The organism is Stenotrophomonas sp. STEN008 (assembly GCF_056760435.1).
Genome location: NZ_JBRRET010000060.1, coordinates 1 through 15,909, shown reverse-complemented (window position 1 = coordinate 15,909; position 15,909 = coordinate 1). Strand labels below are relative to the sequence as shown.

At 67.6% G+C, this 15,909-nt stretch carries 13 protein-coding genes; 10 read left to right on the top strand and 3 right to left on the bottom strand.

The window, feature by feature from the left end; translation table 11 throughout:
- Window positions 1-102: 102 nt before the first annotated feature.
- From ACVOME_RS17965 to ACVOME_RS17955, 3 genes are all read right to left on the bottom strand, one after another.
- Complete coding sequence (locus ACVOME_RS17965) at window positions 103-1,311, bottom strand: acetyl-CoA C-acyltransferase (protein WP_053520191.1); 1,209 nt, start codon at window positions 1,309-1,311, stop codon at window positions 103-105.
- Between the two features lie 92 nt (window positions 1,312-1,403).
- Entirely contained in the window at window positions 1,404-3,776 is a 2,373-nt protein-coding gene (locus tag ACVOME_RS17960; RefSeq protein WP_111185658.1) for a 3-hydroxyacyl-CoA dehydrogenase/enoyl-CoA hydratase family protein, read from the bottom strand.
- A gap of 40 nt (window positions 3,777-3,816) precedes the next feature.
- Window positions 3,817-4,473 (bottom strand): TetR/AcrR family transcriptional regulator, encoded by a 657-nt coding sequence (locus ACVOME_RS17955; RefSeq protein WP_065175050.1) that lies wholly within the window; start codon window positions 4,471-4,473, stop codon window positions 3,817-3,819.
- Window positions 4,474-4,786: 313 nt separating this feature from the next.
- On the opposite strand from ACVOME_RS17955, the gene ndk reads away from it, so the two are divergent.
- The 10 genes from ndk to folD all read left to right on the top strand — a co-directional run bounded on the left by ndk (window position 4,787) and on the right by folD (window position 15,750).
- Window positions 4,787-5,212 carry a nucleoside-diphosphate kinase gene (gene ndk / locus ACVOME_RS17950; RefSeq protein WP_005409295.1) on the top strand — a complete coding sequence of 142 codons (426 nt, stop codon included), beginning with the start codon at window positions 4,787-4,789 and terminating at the stop codon, window positions 5,210-5,212.
- 10 nt (window positions 5,213-5,222) lie between these two features.
- Window positions 5,223-6,428, top strand: a complete 1,206-nt coding sequence (gene rlmN, locus ACVOME_RS17945) for a dual-specificity RNA methyltransferase RlmN (RefSeq protein ID WP_053520188.1) — start codon at window positions 5,223-5,225, stop codon at window positions 6,426-6,428.
- Complete coding sequence (gene pilW, locus ACVOME_RS17940; RefSeq protein ID WP_053520187.1) at window positions 6,415-7,200, top strand: type IV pilus biogenesis/stability protein PilW; 786 nt, start codon at window positions 6,415-6,417, stop codon at window positions 7,198-7,200. The genes rlmN and pilW overlap by 14 nt, the downstream gene beginning before the upstream one ends.
- A gap of 18 nt (window positions 7,201-7,218) precedes the next feature.
- Complete coding sequence (locus ACVOME_RS17935) at window positions 7,219-8,088, top strand: RodZ domain-containing protein (protein ID WP_065175051.1); 870 nt, start codon at window positions 7,219-7,221, stop codon at window positions 8,086-8,088.
- A gap of 64 nt (window positions 8,089-8,152) precedes the next feature.
- On the top strand, window positions 8,153-8,791 hold the full coding sequence (locus tag ACVOME_RS17930) for a YfgM family protein (protein ID WP_053520185.1): 639 nt from the start codon (window positions 8,153-8,155) through the stop codon (window positions 8,789-8,791).
- Entirely contained in the window at window positions 8,791-9,999 is a 1,209-nt protein-coding gene (gene bamB, locus ACVOME_RS17925) for an outer membrane protein assembly factor BamB (protein ID WP_053520184.1), read from the top strand. The genes ACVOME_RS17930 and bamB overlap by 1 nt, the downstream gene beginning before the upstream one ends.
- A gap of 15 nt (window positions 10,000-10,014) precedes the next feature.
- Window positions 10,015-11,412 (top strand): ribosome biogenesis GTPase Der, encoded by a 1,398-nt coding sequence (gene der / locus ACVOME_RS17920; RefSeq protein WP_481505353.1) that lies wholly within the window; start codon window positions 10,015-10,017, stop codon window positions 11,410-11,412.
- A gap of 126 nt (window positions 11,413-11,538) precedes the next feature.
- On the top strand, window positions 11,539-12,675 hold the full coding sequence (gene moeB / locus ACVOME_RS17915; protein WP_481505352.1) for a molybdopterin-synthase adenylyltransferase MoeB: 1,137 nt from the start codon (window positions 11,539-11,541) through the stop codon (window positions 12,673-12,675).
- Window positions 12,676-12,895: 220 nt separating this feature from the next.
- Entirely contained in the window at window positions 12,896-14,728 is a 1,833-nt protein-coding gene (locus ACVOME_RS17910; RefSeq protein WP_481505351.1) for a monovalent cation:proton antiporter-2 (CPA2) family protein, read from the top strand.
- Between the two features lie 146 nt (window positions 14,729-14,874).
- Window positions 14,875-15,750 carry a bifunctional methylenetetrahydrofolate dehydrogenase/methenyltetrahydrofolate cyclohydrolase FolD gene (folD, locus tag ACVOME_RS17905; protein ID WP_053517606.1) on the top strand — a complete coding sequence of 292 codons (876 nt, stop codon included), beginning with the start codon at window positions 14,875-14,877 and terminating at the stop codon, window positions 15,748-15,750.
- Window positions 15,751-15,909: the final 159 nt, after the last annotated feature.

Genomic DNA, 15,909 nt, shown 5'->3' with positions numbered 1-15,909 from the left:
GGATGGCGCCATCGAGCCCCCATGGATGGGTTCACGGCGTGTCCCAGGCAGCCCTGCCAACCCGGCCCACGCCATGAAGCCCAACGAGGCAACGCTTTGAACCTACAGCGCCTCGAAAATACCCGCCGCGCCCATGCCGGTGCCGATGCACATCGTCACCATGCCGTACTTCTGCTGGCGACGACGCAGGCCGTGCAGCAGGGTCGCGGTACGGATCGCACCGGTGGCACCCAGCGGGTGGCCCAGGGCGATCGCACCACCCAGCGGGTTCACCTTGTCCGGGTCCAGGCCGCAGTCACGGATCACCGCCAGCGACTGCGCGGCGAAGGCTTCATTGAGCTCGATCCAGTCCAGCTGATCCTGGTTCAGGCCAGCCTGCTTGAGTGCCTTCGGGATCGCGGCGATCGGGCCGATGCCCATCACTTCCGGGCGCACGCCGGCCACCGAGAAGCTGACGAAGCGCGCCAGCGGGGTCAGGCCGTAGTCCTTGATCGCCTGTTCCGACGCCAGCAGCACGGCACCGGCGCCGTCGCTCATCTGCGACGAGTTGCCGGCAGTGACGGTGCCACCGAACTGGCCATTGCGGAACACCGGGCGCAGCTTGGCCAGGCCTTCGGCCGAGGAATCCGGGCGCGGGCCTTCGTCGGTATCGGCAACCTTGTTGCGGGTAATGATGCGCTGGCCATCGGCCAGGTCCGGCAGGTGCGAGACGATCTCGTACGGGCTGATCTCGTCCTTGAACTCGCCCTTCTGGATCGCAGCCATCGCCTTCTGGTGCGAGGCCAGGGCGAACGCGTCCTGCTCTTCGCGCGAGACCTTCCACTCTTCGGCCACCTTCTCGGCGGTGATGCCCATGCCGTAGGCGATGGCCACATGGTCGTTGTCGAACACGCTCGGTGCCATCGCGATCTTGTTGCCCATCATCGGCACCATCGACATCGACTCGGTGCCGCCGGCCAGCATCAGGTCGGCGTTGCCCAGGCGGATCGCATCGGCGGCCTGCGCAACGGCCTGCAGGCCGGAGGAGCAGAAGCGATTGACGGTCTGCGCCGCGATGGTGTTCGGCAGGCCGGCCAGCAGCACGCCGATGCGCGCCACGTTCATGCCCTGCTCGGCTTCCGGCATCGCGCAGCCGATGATCGCATCATCGATGCGGTTGACGTCCACGCCCGGCGCCTGCGCGACAACGCTGCGCAGCACGTGGGCAAGCATGTCGTCGGGGCGGGTATTGCGGAACATGCCCTTGGGCGCCTTGCCCACCGGGGTACGGGTGGCGGCGACGATGTAGGCGTCCTGGATTTGCTTGGTCATTGCAGTGATCTCTCGAATAGGTTTTGTAGAGTCGAGCCATGCTCGACTGCCACAGCAGGTGATGCCGGCCCGGGGCCGGCATCCGCCATCAATCAGTTGCGCAGCGGCTTGCCGGTCTTGAGCATGTGCGCGATGCGGGCCTGGGTCTTTTCCTGCTGGGCCAGTTCGACGAAGTGCTTGCGCTCCAGGGTCAGCAGCCACTCTTCGTCGACCAGGGTGCCGCGATCGACCTTGCCGCCGCACAGCACGGTGGCGATGCGCTCTGCAATCTCGTAGTCGTACGGGCTGATGAAGCGACCTTCCAGCATGTTGACCAGCATCATCTTGAAGGTGGCGATGCCGACGTCGCCGGCCACCTGGATGCGGCGTGCCGGCAGCGGCGGACGGTAGCCGGCTTCGGCCAACGCGCGGGCTTCGGCCTTGGCGATGTACAGCGCCTCATAGCTGTTGAACACCACCTTGTCGGTGCTGCGCAGCAGACCCAGCTCCTTGGCATTGACCGCCGAGTTGGACACCTTGGCCATGGCCACGGTCTCGAAGGTCTTCTTCAGTTCGGCAAACACGTCGCCGCCCGGGCCGGCCGCCTGCGAGGCGCGCACGGCCAGTTCCTTCAGGCCGCCACCGGCCGGCAGCAGGCCGACGCCGGCTTCCACCAGGCCGATATAGCTTTCCAGGAAGGCCACGGTCTTGGCGCTGTGCATCTGGAACTCGCAGCCACCGCCCAGGGCCAGGCCGCGCACGGCAGCCACCACCGGCACCAGCGAGTACTTGATGCGCTGGCTGGTGCGCTGGAAGTTGGCGACCATCTGCTCGAACTGGTCGACCTTGCCGGCCTGCAGCAGGCCCAGGGCGCCGGCCAGATCGGCACCGGCGGAGAACGGTTCCTTCTGCTGCCAGATCACCAGGCCCTGGAAGTCCTTCTCGGCGCGCGAGACGCATTCCTGCAGGCCATCGAGCACCTGGTCGGAGACGGTGTTCATCTTGGTCTTGAAGCTGACCACGGCGATACCGTCGCCGTCGTGCCACATGCGCAGGCCATCGTTCTCGAACACGGTCTCGCCCGGCGCGAACGTTTCGCCCAGCAGCGGATCCGGGAAGCGCTGGCGCTGGTACACCGGCAGCGACGAGCGCGGCAGCTTGGCGTTGCGCGACGGGCTGTAGCTGCCCTCGGCGGCGTGCACGCCGTCGCGGCCATCGAAGACCCAGTCCGGCAGCGGGGCATTGCTCATGCTCTTGCCGGCGACGATGTCATCGGCGATCCACTGCGCCACCTGCTTCCAGCCCGCGGCCTGCCAGGTCTCGAACGGGCCCAGCGACCAGCCGTAGCCCCAGCGGATCGCGAGATCGACGTCGCGCGCGGTCTCGGCGATGTCGGCCAGGTGGTAGGCGCTGTAGTGGAACAGATCGCGGAAGGTCGCCCACAGGAACTGTGCCTGCGGATGCTGGCTCTCGCGCAGCTTGGCGAACTTCTCCGCCGGGTTCTTGATCTTCAGGATCTCGACCACTTCCGGTGCGGCGGTGCGGTCAGCGGCGCGGTAGTCCTGCTTTTCCAGGTCCAGCACCACGATGTCCTTGCCGACCTTGCGGAAGATGCCGGCACCGGTCTTCTGGCCCAGTGCGCCCTTGGAAATCAGCGCGTCCAGCCACTTGGGCGACTTGAAGAATTCATGCCACGGGTCGTTCGGCAGGGTGTCGCCCATGGTCTTGATCACGTGCGCCATGGTGTCCAGGCCGACCACGTCGGAGGTGCGGTAGGTGGCCGACTTCGGGCGACCCACCAGCGGGCCAGTCAGGCCGTCCACTTCGTCAAAGCCCAGGCCAAACTGCTGGGTGTGGTGGATGGTCGACAGGATCGAGAACACGCCGATGCGGTTGCCGATGAAGTTCGGGGTGTCCTTGGCGTAGACCACGCCCTTGCCCAGGGTGGTGACCAGGAACTCTTCCAGGCCTTCCAGCACGGCGGCATCGGTGGTCGAGGCCGGGATCAGCTCGGCCAGGTGCATGTAGCGCGGCGGATTGAAGAAGTGCACGCCGCAGAAGCGGTGGCGCAGCTGTTCCGGCAGCACGTCGGCCAGCTTGTTGATGCCCAGGCCGGAGGTGTTGGACGCCAGTACGGCGTGATCGGCCACGAACGGAGCGATCTTCTTGTAGAGGTCCTGCTTCCAGTCCATGCGCTCGGCAATGGCCTCGATGATCAGGTCGCAGTCCTTCAGCTGCTCCAGCCCCGACTCGTAGTTGGCCGGGGTGATCGCTTCGGCCAGCGACTTGCTGGCCAGCGGCGCCGGGCTGAGCTTGCCCAGGTTGGCGATTGCCTTCAGCACGATGCCATCGGCCGGACCTTCCTTGGCGGGCAGGTCGAACAGCACGGTGTCGACGCCGGCGTTGGTGAGGTGGGCGGCGATCTGGGCACCCATGACGCCGGCACCCAGCACGGCGGCGCGGCGGACTAGCAGGGAATTGGACATGGTGTAAGGGCCTTTGTTGGTCAGCAGTTACTGGGTGGAATCAGGCGGAGGCGGGCAGGGCGCTGCCGCTGCGTGCGGCGGCGCGGAACCCGGCTTCGGCGAAATGGATGAGCTCGTGGGCTGCCTGGGCACGATGCGCCGCTTCGGTGACACCGGCGGGACGCTTGATCAGCCCGAAATCGGCCATGGCGTAGGTGAGCGAGCCGGCCAGGAAATCCAGCCGCCAGTACAGCTCTTCCTTGCTCAGGTCGGGCACGCACTCGGCGATGGCCTTGCCGAACGCACGCAGCACGTGGCCGTAATGGTCGGACAGGAACTTGCGCAGGTTGTCGTTTTTCTCGGCGTAGGCGCGGGCGATCACGCGGACGAAGGCGCCGCCGCTCTGGCGGTCCTGGGCCAGCGCCAGCGCCGGCTCCACGAAGGCGGCCAGCACCGGGCGCAGTTCACCGGGGTGTTCGCTGCGGGCGCGTTCGAGCTGGGCCATGCGGGCGCCGGTCATCTCGTCCATGCGGCGACGGAACACCTCGTTGACCAGGTTTTCCTTGGAACCGAAGTGGTAGTTGACGGCGGCGATGTTGACGTCGGCCTGGCTGGTGACCTGGCGCAGCGACGTGCCGGCAAAGCCGTGCAGGGCGAACAGCTCCTCCGCGGCGCCGAGGATCCGGTCCTTGGTCGAGAAGTGGGCGGGCTTGGCCATCGGCAGGCGGACCTTAATCAAACGATTGTTTGATACTAGAACCAGACGGTAGCGTATGGCATTTTGCAGTGCAGCAAAACGCGGGGTCCGGTCAGATTTCACTCAGGTGGGTGAATGGGGTACAGCCGGGGGCGGATCCCCGCAGGGGCTCTGACCCCGGCGCCACGAGCCGCCAGCCAGGGGCGCACTACCACCGCGCCGCTTTATCTTTTACAATTCGCCTACGTTTATCAGGCTAAGCCCGCGTTCCGACGCGGGTTTTTTTCATGTACCCTTCGGGCCATCAGCGGCCCGATTCCATTGGAGACATCCCATGGCGCTGGAGCGCACCCTTTCGATCATCAAGCCGGACGCCGTTGCCAAGAACGTCATCGGCGAAATCTACGCCCGCTTTGAAAAGGCCGGCCTGAAGGTCGTCGCCGCCAAGTACAAGCAGCTGTCGCGCCGTGAAGCCGAAGGCTTCTACGCCGTGCACCGCGAGCGTCCGTTCTTCAACGCCCTGGTCGAGTTCATGATCTCCGGCCCGGTGATGATCCAGGCCCTGGAAGGCGAGAACGCCGTGCTGGCCCACCGCGACCTGCTGGGCGCCACCAATCCGAAGGAAGCCGCGCCGGGCACCATCCGCGCCGACTTCGCTGAATCCATCGATGCCAATGCCGCCCACGGCTCGGACTCGGTCGAGAATGCCGCGATCGAAATCGCCTACTTCTTCGCCGCGACCGAAGTCGTCTCGCGCTGAGAGTGATGCCGTGAACGAGGTCGTACAGACACCCGCCATCCAGCCGCTGCCGAAGTCGGCACCCACGGCCGGCAAGCAGAACCTGCTCGACCTCGATCGCGCGGGCCTGGAGACGTTTTTCGTCGAGGTTCTCGGCGAGAAGAAGTTCCGTGCCCACCAGGTGATGAAGTGGATCCACCACCGCTACGTCACCGATTTCGATGAGATGACCGATCTCGGCAAGGTCCTGCGCGCCAAGCTGCAGGATCATGCCGAGGTCGTCGTTCCCAACATCGTGTTCGACAAGCCCTCCGCCGACGGCACCCACAAGTGGCTGCTGGCGATGGGCGTGGATGGCAAGAACGCCATCGAGACCGTGTACATCCCGGACAAGACCCGCGGCACGCTGTGCGTGTCCTCGCAGGTCGGCTGCGGGCTGAACTGCACGTTCTGCTCCACTGCCACCCAGGGCTTCAACCGCAACCTGACCACCGCCGAGATCATCGGCCAGGTGTGGGTGGCTGCGCGCCACCTGGGCAACGTGCCGCACCAGATGCGCCGTCTCACCAACGTGGTGATGATGGGCATGGGCGAGCCGCTGATGAATTTCGACAACGTCGTGCGTGCCATGAGCGTGATGCGCGACGATCTGGGCTACGGCCTGGCGAACAAGCGCGTGACGCTGTCCACGTCCGGCCTGGTGCCGCAGATCGACCGCCTGTCCAGCGAGAGTGATGTCTCCCTGGCGGTGTCGCTGCACGCACCGAACGACGAGCTGCGCGAGACGCTGGTGCCGCTCAACAAGAAGTACCCGATCGCCGAGCTGATGGCCTCGTGCGCGCGCTACCTGCGCGCCAACAAGCGTCGCGAGTCGGTGACCTTCGAATACACCCTGATGAAGGGCATCAACGACCAGCCCGAGCATGCCCGGCAGCTGGCCCGGCTGATGCGCCAGTTCGACAACGCGGTGCAGGCCAAGGACTCGGGCAAGGTCAACCTGATCCCGTTCAATCCGTTCCCGGGCACCCGTTACGAGCGTTCCGAGGAAGCCGACATCCGCGCGTTCCAGAAGATCCTGCTCGACAGCAATGTGCTGACGATGGTCCGCCGCACGCGCGGCGATGACATCGACGCCGCCTGTGGCCAGCTCAAGGGCCAGGTGATGGACCGCACCCGCCGCCAGGCGGAGTTCAACAAGACGCTGCAGGCGGGGAAGGGGAGCGATGCGGCCGCCTGACCGCTTCCGGCTGGCGCTGCTTGCGGGCGTGCTGGCCATGGCGGTCGGTGCCTGCTCCTCCACGCCCAAGGGCCGGCTCGGTCCCAGCGAAGCGCCGGTCTATTCGGTGCGTGACCCGGACGGCGTGCGTCGCCAGGTGCGCGTGAACGACCTGCTGGTGCTGGCCTCCCGCGACATGCAGCTGGGCAATCTGGACGGTGCCGAGAGCAAGGCCCGACAGGCGCTGAAGCTGCAGCCCGACGAGCCTGACGCACTGGTCCTGCTGGCCGGCATCGATGACCGCCGCGGCCGCACCCGGCAGGCGGGCGAGGGCTTCCGCAGGGCCGCAGAGCTGGCCCCGCAGCGCGGTGACGTACTCAACAACTATGGCGCCTGGCTGTGCCAGCAGGGGCAGGCCGCCGAGTCGCTGGTGTGGTTCGATCGTGCGCTGCAGGCGCCGGGCTATGCCACGCCCGCCGAGGCGCAGGCCAACGCGGGGGGCTGTGCGCTCGACGCGGGGCAGCCCGAACGGGCCGAGCGCGACCTGCGTGCCGCACTCGCGGTGGCTCCGGCCAACCCGGTCGCCCTGGAGGCGATGGCCCAGCTGAGCTTCCGCCAGGGCCGCTACATGGAGGCCCGGGCCTTCGCCGAGCGCAGGATTTCGGCTGCACCCGCAACACGTTCCGTGTTACAACTTGCGTCTCAAATCGAGGCGCGGCTGGGCGATCACGCAGCATCCGATCGCTATCTGCAGCGGATTCGACAGGAATTTCCGCAGGATGCGGGCTCCTAACTCCAGGGTTGATGCATTGTGATTGATGACCAGACTGTGAGCGCTCTCGAGACTGCGGCCGGCTGTGGCACCCGCCTTCGCCAGGCCCGCGAGGCGGCCGGACTGACCCTTGACGACGTCGGACAGCGGCTGCGCATGCCGGTCCAGGTGGTCAGGTCGCTGGAAGAAGAACAGTGGCAGAAGCTCGGTGCGCCGGTGTTCGTCCGCGGCCAGCTGCGCAGCTATGCGCGCCTGCTGAATGTGGATGTGAGCGAACTGCTGGAGCAGGCCCAGGTGGGCCCGGTGGTCCCGCCGACCCTGGTCAGCCATACCCATACCCCGCGTGCGCGCCGGATCGCCGAGAACCTCGGCCGGCGCGTGCTGTATGTCGGCATCACCGCGGTGCTGGCCGTGCCGGTGTGGTTCGCCACGCGCGGCCATTTCGATGGCGGCACGCCGTCGCCGAACACCGCCTCGCTGGACGTGATCCCGGCGACCGTGCCGGTCACCCCCGCCGCCGACGGCGCCGAGCCGGTGGCATCGACGGAGACCTCGGTGGCGTCCACCGCCAAGCCGGCCGCGACCCCGTACGTCGCCTCGCTGGCGCCGGTCCCGCGTCCGGCCGCCACTGCGGCGGGTGCCGGCACCACGCTGGAGATGCAGTTCAACGGAGACAGCTGGGTCGACATCGGCGGCCCCGATGGCAGCACCGTCGAGAAGGCGCTGATCCGGTCGGGCGAGAGCCGCAGTTTCACCCCGGGCCAGGTGACCCGGGTCACTCTGGGCAACGCCTCGGCGGTCCAGGTTCAGCAGAACGGCGCTATCGTCGATCTGGCGCCCTACCAGCGAGCCAACGTGGCACGCTTTCAGGTATCCTCTGAAGGCTCCGTGGTCCCGGTTTCGCACTGAGGCGCGGTTTCACCACCTTCGATAATCCCAATGGTCCCTCCCGATGGGCGGGGCGAGAGTACGCATGGCGATCGACGATCTGCTCGACGAGCACGAACAAAGTGAACGCGTCCGCAGCTGGCTGCGGAAGAATGGCGCCAGCATCATCGGTGGCGTGGCCATCGCCATCGGCGCCATCGCCGGCTGGCAGTGGTGGCAGACGCAGCAGGGCGGCAAGCTGGCCTCGGCCAATGTCGAATACCAGAAGGCACTGGTGGGTCTGCAGCAGAACAAGCTCGACGACGCCGCCAAGGCGGTGAAGGCGCTCGAAGCCGGTCCCTCCAGCATCTACGGCGACCTCGCGGCGCTGCAGCTGGCCAAGGCCCAGGTCGACGCCGGCAAGAATGAAGAAGCCCTGGCGACGCTGCGCAGCGTGAAGGTCGAAGGTGACCTGCAGCGCGTGGTCGACCAGCGCGTGGCCCGCCTGCTGGTCGCGACCGGCAAGGCTGACGAGGCGATCTCCCTGCTGGGCAGCGCCACCGACAGCGGCAGCCTGGAGATCCATGGCGATGCGCTGATGGCCCAGGGCAAGCGTGATGCCGCCCGCGAACAGTACGAGAAGGCGTTGAAGACGCTGGACGTGGCGGCGCCGCAGCGGCGCCTGCTGGAAACCAAGGTTATGGACGCCGGCGGCACCGTCGCCGCCCCTGCGGAGTCGGTTTGATGAGTCAGAAGGTCATGATCACCCGCGTCGCCACCGTGCTGCTGCTCGGCGTGGCGCTGTCCGGCTGCAGCACCATGAAGGGCTGGTTCGCCGGCAAGGACGCGGAAGCGAAGAAGGCGCAGGAGCCGGCCGAACTGGTCAAGTTCGAGCCGACCCTGAAGGTCAACAAGGCCTGGTCGGTCAATCTGGGCAAGGGTGAGCGTCGCATCGGCGTGCGCCAGGGCCCGGCGGTGGCCAACGGTCACGTGTTCGCTGCGGCGATCACCGGTGGCGTGCACGCCATCGACCTGCAGACCGGCAAGAAGGTCTGGACCTGGGAGCCGAAGAAGGAAAAGAAGAAGGACAAGCTGCGCCTGTCCGGTGGCCCGGGTGTTGGCGAGAACCTCGTCGTGATCGGCACGCTCGACGGCCAGGTCATCGCGCTGGACATCAATGATGGCAGTGAGAAGTGGCGCGCCCGCGTGCCCGGCGAAGTGATCGCCGCGCCGGCGGTGGCCCAGGGCATGGTGTTCGTGCGCAGCAACGACGGCCGCATCACCGCCTTCGACGTGGGCAACGGCACCCAGCGCTGGTTCAACCCGAGCGAACTGCCGGCGCTGACCGTGCGTGGCAATGCGCCGGTGGTGACCGGTCCGGGCGTGCTGTTCATCGGCAGGGATGACGGCGCCATCGCCGCGCTGGCCATGCAGGATGGCCGCACCCTGTGGGAACAGAACGTGGGCAGCGCTGAAGGGCGCACCGAGCTGGAGCGCATGGCCGACATCGACGGTGCGCCGGTGCTCGATGGCAACACGCTGTTCGTGAGCAGCTTCAAGAACCAGACGATGGCCATCGAAGGCCCGACCGGTCGCCCGCTGTGGGCGCGCGACCACGGCGGTGCCGGTGGCGTGGCGGTCTCGTCGGGCAATGTGTTCGTCACCGACAACAAGGGTGGCGTGTTCGGCCTGGACAAGGCCAGTGGCGCGGCGATGTGGTCGCAGACCGGGCTCGCCCGGCGCCTGCTGACCGGCCCGGCACTGCACGGCGACTACGTGGTGGTCGGCGACTACAAGGGATACGTGCACTGGCTGCAGACGTCCGATGGCGCGATGGCGGCGCGGGCCAAGAGCGGCGGTGAAGCTCTGCTGGCCCAGCCGATCGTCGTCGACGGGGTGCTGCTGGTGCAGAACGTGGATGGCAAGCTGACCGCCTTCCGGTTGGCAAATTAATACGGAGTAATCGCGATGCTGCCTTTGGTCGCCCTGGTTGGACGGCCGAATGTCGGCAAGTCGACCATTTTCAATGCGTTGACCCGCACCCGTGACGCCCTGGTCCATGACCAGCCCGGCGTCACCCGTGATCGCAACTACGGCGTCTGCCGCCTCGACGAGGACAATCATTTCCTCGTCGTGGACACCGGCGGTATCGCCGGGGAAGACGAGGGCCTGGCGGGCGCTACTACGCGTCAGGCCCGGGCCGCTGCCGCCGAAGCCGACCTGATCCTGTTCGTCGTCGATGCCCGCGAGGGCACGTCGGCGCTGGACGACGAGATCCTGTCGTGGCTGCGCAAGCTGTCGCGTCCGACCCTGCTGCTCATCAACAAGATCGACGGCACCGACGAGATGGCCGTGCGCTCGGAATTCGCGCGCTACGGCTTCAGCGAGATGCTGACGGTTTCGGCCGCGCATCGTCAGGGCCTGGACGATCTGCTCGATGAAGTGATCCAGCGTCTGCCGGAAGAGGGCAGTGGCGAAGAGCTGGACAACGATCCGAACCGTGTGCGCATCGCCTTTGTCGGCCGCCCCAACGTGGGCAAGTCGACCCTGGTCAACCGCATCCTCGGCGAGGAGCGCATGATCGCCTCCGACGTGCCCGGCACCACCCGCGATTCGATCGCGGTGGACCTGGAACGCGATGGCCGCGAGTACCGCCTGATCGACACCGCCGGCCTGCGTCGCCGCTCGCGGGTGGACGAGGTGGTCGAGAAGTTCTCGGTGGTCAAGACCATGCAGTCCATCGAGCAGTGCCAGGTGGCCGTGCTCATGCTGGACGCCACCGAAGGCGTGACCGACCAGGACGCCACCGTGCTGGGGGCCGTACTCGACGCCGGCCGCGCCCTGGTGATCGCCATCAACAAGTGGGATGGCCTGACCGAGTACCAGCGCGAGCAGGCCGAAACCATGCTGTCGCTGAAGCTGGGCTTCGTGCCGTGGGCGGAATCGGTACGCATCTCGGCCAAGCATGGCTCGGGCCTGCGTGAGCTGTTCCGTGCGGTGCACCGCGCCCACGAATCGGCGAACAAGACGTTCACCACCAGCGAAGTGAACAAGGCGCTGGAAGTGGCCTACGAGACCAACCCGCCGCCGACCATCCGCGGCCACGTCTCCAAGCTGCGTTACGTGCACCCGGCCGGGGCCAACCCGCCCACCTTCATCGTGCATGGCACGCGCCTGAAGGAGCTGCAGGAGTCGTACAAGCGCTACCTGGAGAACTTCTTCCGCAAGCGCTTCAAGCTGATCGGCACGCCGGTGGTGTTCCTGTTCCGCGAAGGTGCCAACCCGTACGAGGGCAAGAAGAACGTGCTGACCGAACGGCAGATCAAGGCCAAGCGGCGCTTGATGAAACACGTCAGGGGCAAGTAACCGGAAAGGCGGCCGCAGGGCCGCCTTTTTCGTTTGACGGGGAATGGGGTCAGATCCCTTTTCCTCCGGAACAGGGATCTGACCCCTGGGACGCTCGGCGGGCAGGGCCTGCGCGATAATGGCGCCATGAGCATCCGAGAGCTTTCCCCCGCGCAGGCGCATGACCGCCTGGCCCATGGCGCCGTGCTGATCGACGTGCGGGAGGCGCACGAGCGCGCCGGTGGCATGGCCGAAGGCGCCCGTGGTGTGGCCGGGGCGGAACTGCGGGCCGACCCGGCCGCGCACCTGCCACGCCCGGAACAGGAAATCCTGCTGATCTGCCAGACCGGCAAGCGTTCGGCCGACGCCGCGCAGGCCCTGCTCGACGCTGGCTACGCGAACGTGGCGTCGGTCGCCGGGGGCACCGTGGCCTGGCGCGAGCAGGCGCTGCCGCTGGTGCAGCCCGTGGCCAGCGCTGCCGACCGCGATTTCTTCGATCGCTACTCGCGCCACCTGCTGCTGCCGCAGGTGGGTGAGGCGGGCCAGCGTCGCCTGCAGCAGTCGCGTGTGCTGGTGCTGGGCGCGGGCGGGCTGGGCGCACCGGCCGGCTTCTACCTGGCCGCGGCCGGGGTCGGGCACCTGCGCTTCGCCGACCACGACCGCGTCGAACGCAGCAACCTGCACCGCCAGATCGTGCATACCGAAGCCAGTGTCGGCCAGCTCAAGGTCGACTCCGCACGCGAGCGCCTGCTGGCGCTGAATCCCGCCATCGACATTGAAGCCTTGCCGCAGCGGGTCACCTCCGACAACGTCGACGCGCTGCTGGACGGGGTGGACGTGGTGCTGGATGGCTCGGACAACTTCCCGCTGCGCTATCTGCTCAACGATGCCTGCATCAAGCACCGGCTGCCGCTGGTGTATGCGGCAATCGAGCGCTTCGACGGCCAGGTGAGCGTGTTCGACGCCGGCCGCCAGCGCGGCGTCGCGCCCTGCTACCGCTGCCTGTTCCCGGAGCCGCCGCCGCCGGAGTTCGCGCCGAACTGTTCCGAGGCCGGCGTGCTGGGCGTGCTGCCAGGGTTGGCCGGCGTGCTGCAGGCCACCGAGGTGTTGAAACTGCTGCTGGGCATCGGCGAGCCCCTGGTGGGGCGTCTGCTGCGCTTCGATGCGTTGGGCATGCGCTTCCGCGAAACCGGCATCGGCCCGGACCCGCAGTGCCCGGTCTGCGCGCCGGGCGTGCCGTTCCCGGGCTATATCGATTACGCCGCCTTCTGCCGGGGCGGGTGATTCCGGTAGCGCCGGGCCATGCCCGGCGAGCGCAGCGGGACCGGCACGCGTATCCGCCGGGCATGGCCCGGCGCTACCGTTGATCGTTTCAGAATGATGTATGGGGTGGCTGCCGGCATCGTTCCACCTCCAAGACAATCCGGCGCAACATGCGTGCTATTGCCGTCATCCACATTGCTCTATCGTGGTGAGCGATTCTGGATTCCGGGGAAAGCACCGCATGGCGGTAGAAGCAGCGACCAGCGAGCTGGTCAAGGTGGTTGCCCTGCTGGGCGCGGCGGTGGTGATGGTGCCCTTGTTCCGGCGGCTGGGCCTGGGGTCGGTGCTGGGCTACTTCGCCGCCGGCCTGGCGATCGGACCGTTCGGGCTGGGCTGGTTCTCGGATCCGCAGGCCATCCTGCATACCGCCGAACTCGGCGTGGTGATGTTCCTGTTCGTGATCGGCCTGGAGATGCGGCCCTCGCACCTGTGGAGCCTGCGCAAGGAAATTTTCGGGCTCGGCACGCTGCAGATCGTCACCTGCGCGCTGGTGCTGACCAGCATCGCCAAGCTGTTCGGCTTCCCGTGGCAGGTGGCCTTCATCGGTGCTACCGGCTTCGTGCTGACCTCCACCGCCGTGGTGATGCAGCTGCTGGCCGAGCGCGGTGATATCGCGCTGCCGTCCGGGCAGAAGATCGTCTCCATCCTGCTGTTCGAAGACCTGCTGATCGTGCCGCTGCTGGCCCTGGTGGCCTGGATGGCGCCCAGCGCGGGCAGCGCCGATGGCGAGGGCTCGCGCTGGCTGTCGGTAGCGATCGGTGTCGGTGCCATCGTCGGCCTGGTGCTGGTCGGCCGCTTCCTGCTCAACCCGCTGTTCCGCCTGCTGGCCGAATCGAAGGCACGCGAGGTGATGACCGCCGCCGCGTTGCTGGTGGTGCTGGGCGCGGCGCTGCTGATGCAGCTGTCCGGCCTGTCGATGGCGATGGGCGCGTTCCTGGCCGGCGTGCTGCTGAGCGAATCGACCTTCCGCCACCAGATCGAAGCCGATATCGAACCGTTCCGCGGCATCCTGCTCGGCCTGTTCTTCCTCAGCGTCGGCATGGCGCTGGACCTGGGCGTGGTGGCTTCGCACTGGCAGCTGATCGCCGGCCTGGTGCTGGCGCTGATGGCGGCCAAGGCGCTGTGCATCTACGTCGTTGCGCGTGTGATGGGCAGCGACCACGCGCAGGCGCTGGACCGTGGCGTGCTGATGGCGCAGGGCGGTGAGTTCGCCTTCGTGCTGTTCTCCGCAGCGGCGGCCGCCGGTGTGATCGACGTGGACATCAATGCCAACTTCACCGCCGTGGTGGTGCTGTCGATGGCGCTGACCCCGCTGGTGGTGCTGGTCTACAAGCGCGTGGCGCCGAAGCCGACGGTGAACCTGGAGGGCGTGGACGAAGCCGACGGCCTGTCCGGCAGCGTGCTGCTGATCGGCTTCGGCCGCTTCGGCCAGGTGGCCAGCCAGTCGCTGCTGGCGCGCGACGTGGACGTGACCATCATCGACAACGATGTGGAGATGATCCAGAGCGCGGCGCGGTTCGGCTTCAAGATCTACTACGGCGATGGCACCCGCCTGGACGTGCTGCATGCTTCCGGCGCGGCGACCGCGCGCGCGATCGCGGTGTGCGTGGACAAGGCCGACGCCGCCGACCGCATCGTCGAGCTGGTCGCGCACGAATTCCCGCAGGCCAAACTGATGGTGCGCTCGTTCGACCGCGAGCACTCGCTGCGGCTGATCCATGCCGGCGTCGATTTCCAGATCCGCGAGACCTTTGAATCGGCCGTGCTGTTCGGTCAGGCCGCGCTGGTGGAGCTGGGCGCCGACGAGGACGACGCGATCGAGATCGCCGAACAGATCCGTCGCCGCGACGCCGAGCGTTTCGAGCTGGAAATCGCCGGCGGCGGCCTGAACGCCGGCGCCAAGATGGTGTTTGGCAACTCCGGCCAGGGCGTACCGACGCCGACCCCGTTCACCGCGCCGAAGCGGGCAAGCAAGACCTTGAACCCGCAGGACGTGCCCGAAGAGGAAGAATGAGGGATGCGACCCGTAACGTCACCCGGGGTCAGCGTTCCAAGGTAGCGCCGGGCCATGCCCGGCGAGCGCAGCGGCCGCATTGGCGGTGGGCGAGGGGGCCTGAATCGGGGACAATAGCCTCCCCACCGCCGCCGCCCCCGCATTCGATGAACGATTCCGCCGCCCCGCATCCTGCCCGCATCCTCGATGGCCGCCGCATCGCTGAAGACCTGCTCGACAGCCTGAAGGTGCGCGTCGACGCCCGCATCGCGGCCGGTGGCAGCCGTCCGGGCCTGGCCGTGGTGCTGGTGGGCGGCGACCCGGCCTCGACCGTGTACGTGCGCAACAAGCGCCGTGCCGCCGAGAAGGTCGGCATCGAAGCACACGATTACGACCTGCCGGCCGGCACCACCGAGGCCGAGCTGCTGGACCTGATCGACCAGCTCAATGCCGATCCGAAGATCAACGGCATCCTGATCCAGCTGCCGCTGCCGGGCATCCCCGATGCGCGCCGGCTGATCCAGCGCATCGACCCGCGCAAGGACGTCGATGGCTTCCACCCGGAAAACGTCGGCCATCTGGCCCTGCGCGAGTTCGGCCTGCGCCCGTGCACCCCGCGCGGCATCACCACGCTGCTGGGCCACACCGATCAGCCGGTGCGCGGCCGCAACGCCACCATCGTCGGTGTCAGCAACCACGTTGGCCGCCCGATGGGCCTGGAACTGCTGATTGCCGGCTGCACCGTCACCAGCTGCCACAAGTTCACCCCCAAGGACGTGCTGGAACAGGCCGTGCGCAACGCCGACATCCTGGTGGTGGCGGTGGGCCGCCCGGGCATCGTGCCGGGCGAGTGGGTGAAGCCGGGCGCGGTGGTGATCGACGTTGGCATCAACCGCCTGGACGATGGTCGGCTGGTGGGCGACGTCGGCTTCGACGCGGCGGCGCAGCGGGCGAGCTGGATCACCCCGGTGCCGGGCGGTGTCGGCCCGATGACCGTGGCCACGTTGATGCAGAACACCCTGGAAGCGGCGGAAGCCTCCTGAGGGTAGCGCCGGGGGGGGGGCGGCGCCCCGGTGGGGGGGGGGGGCGGCGGCGCCGGGGGGGGCCCCCCCCCGCCGCTGCCACGGGACGATCAGCCGCGCTGGCGCACGGTCTCGAACAGGCTGACGCCCGCGGCGACCGATACGTTCAGGCTCTCGATC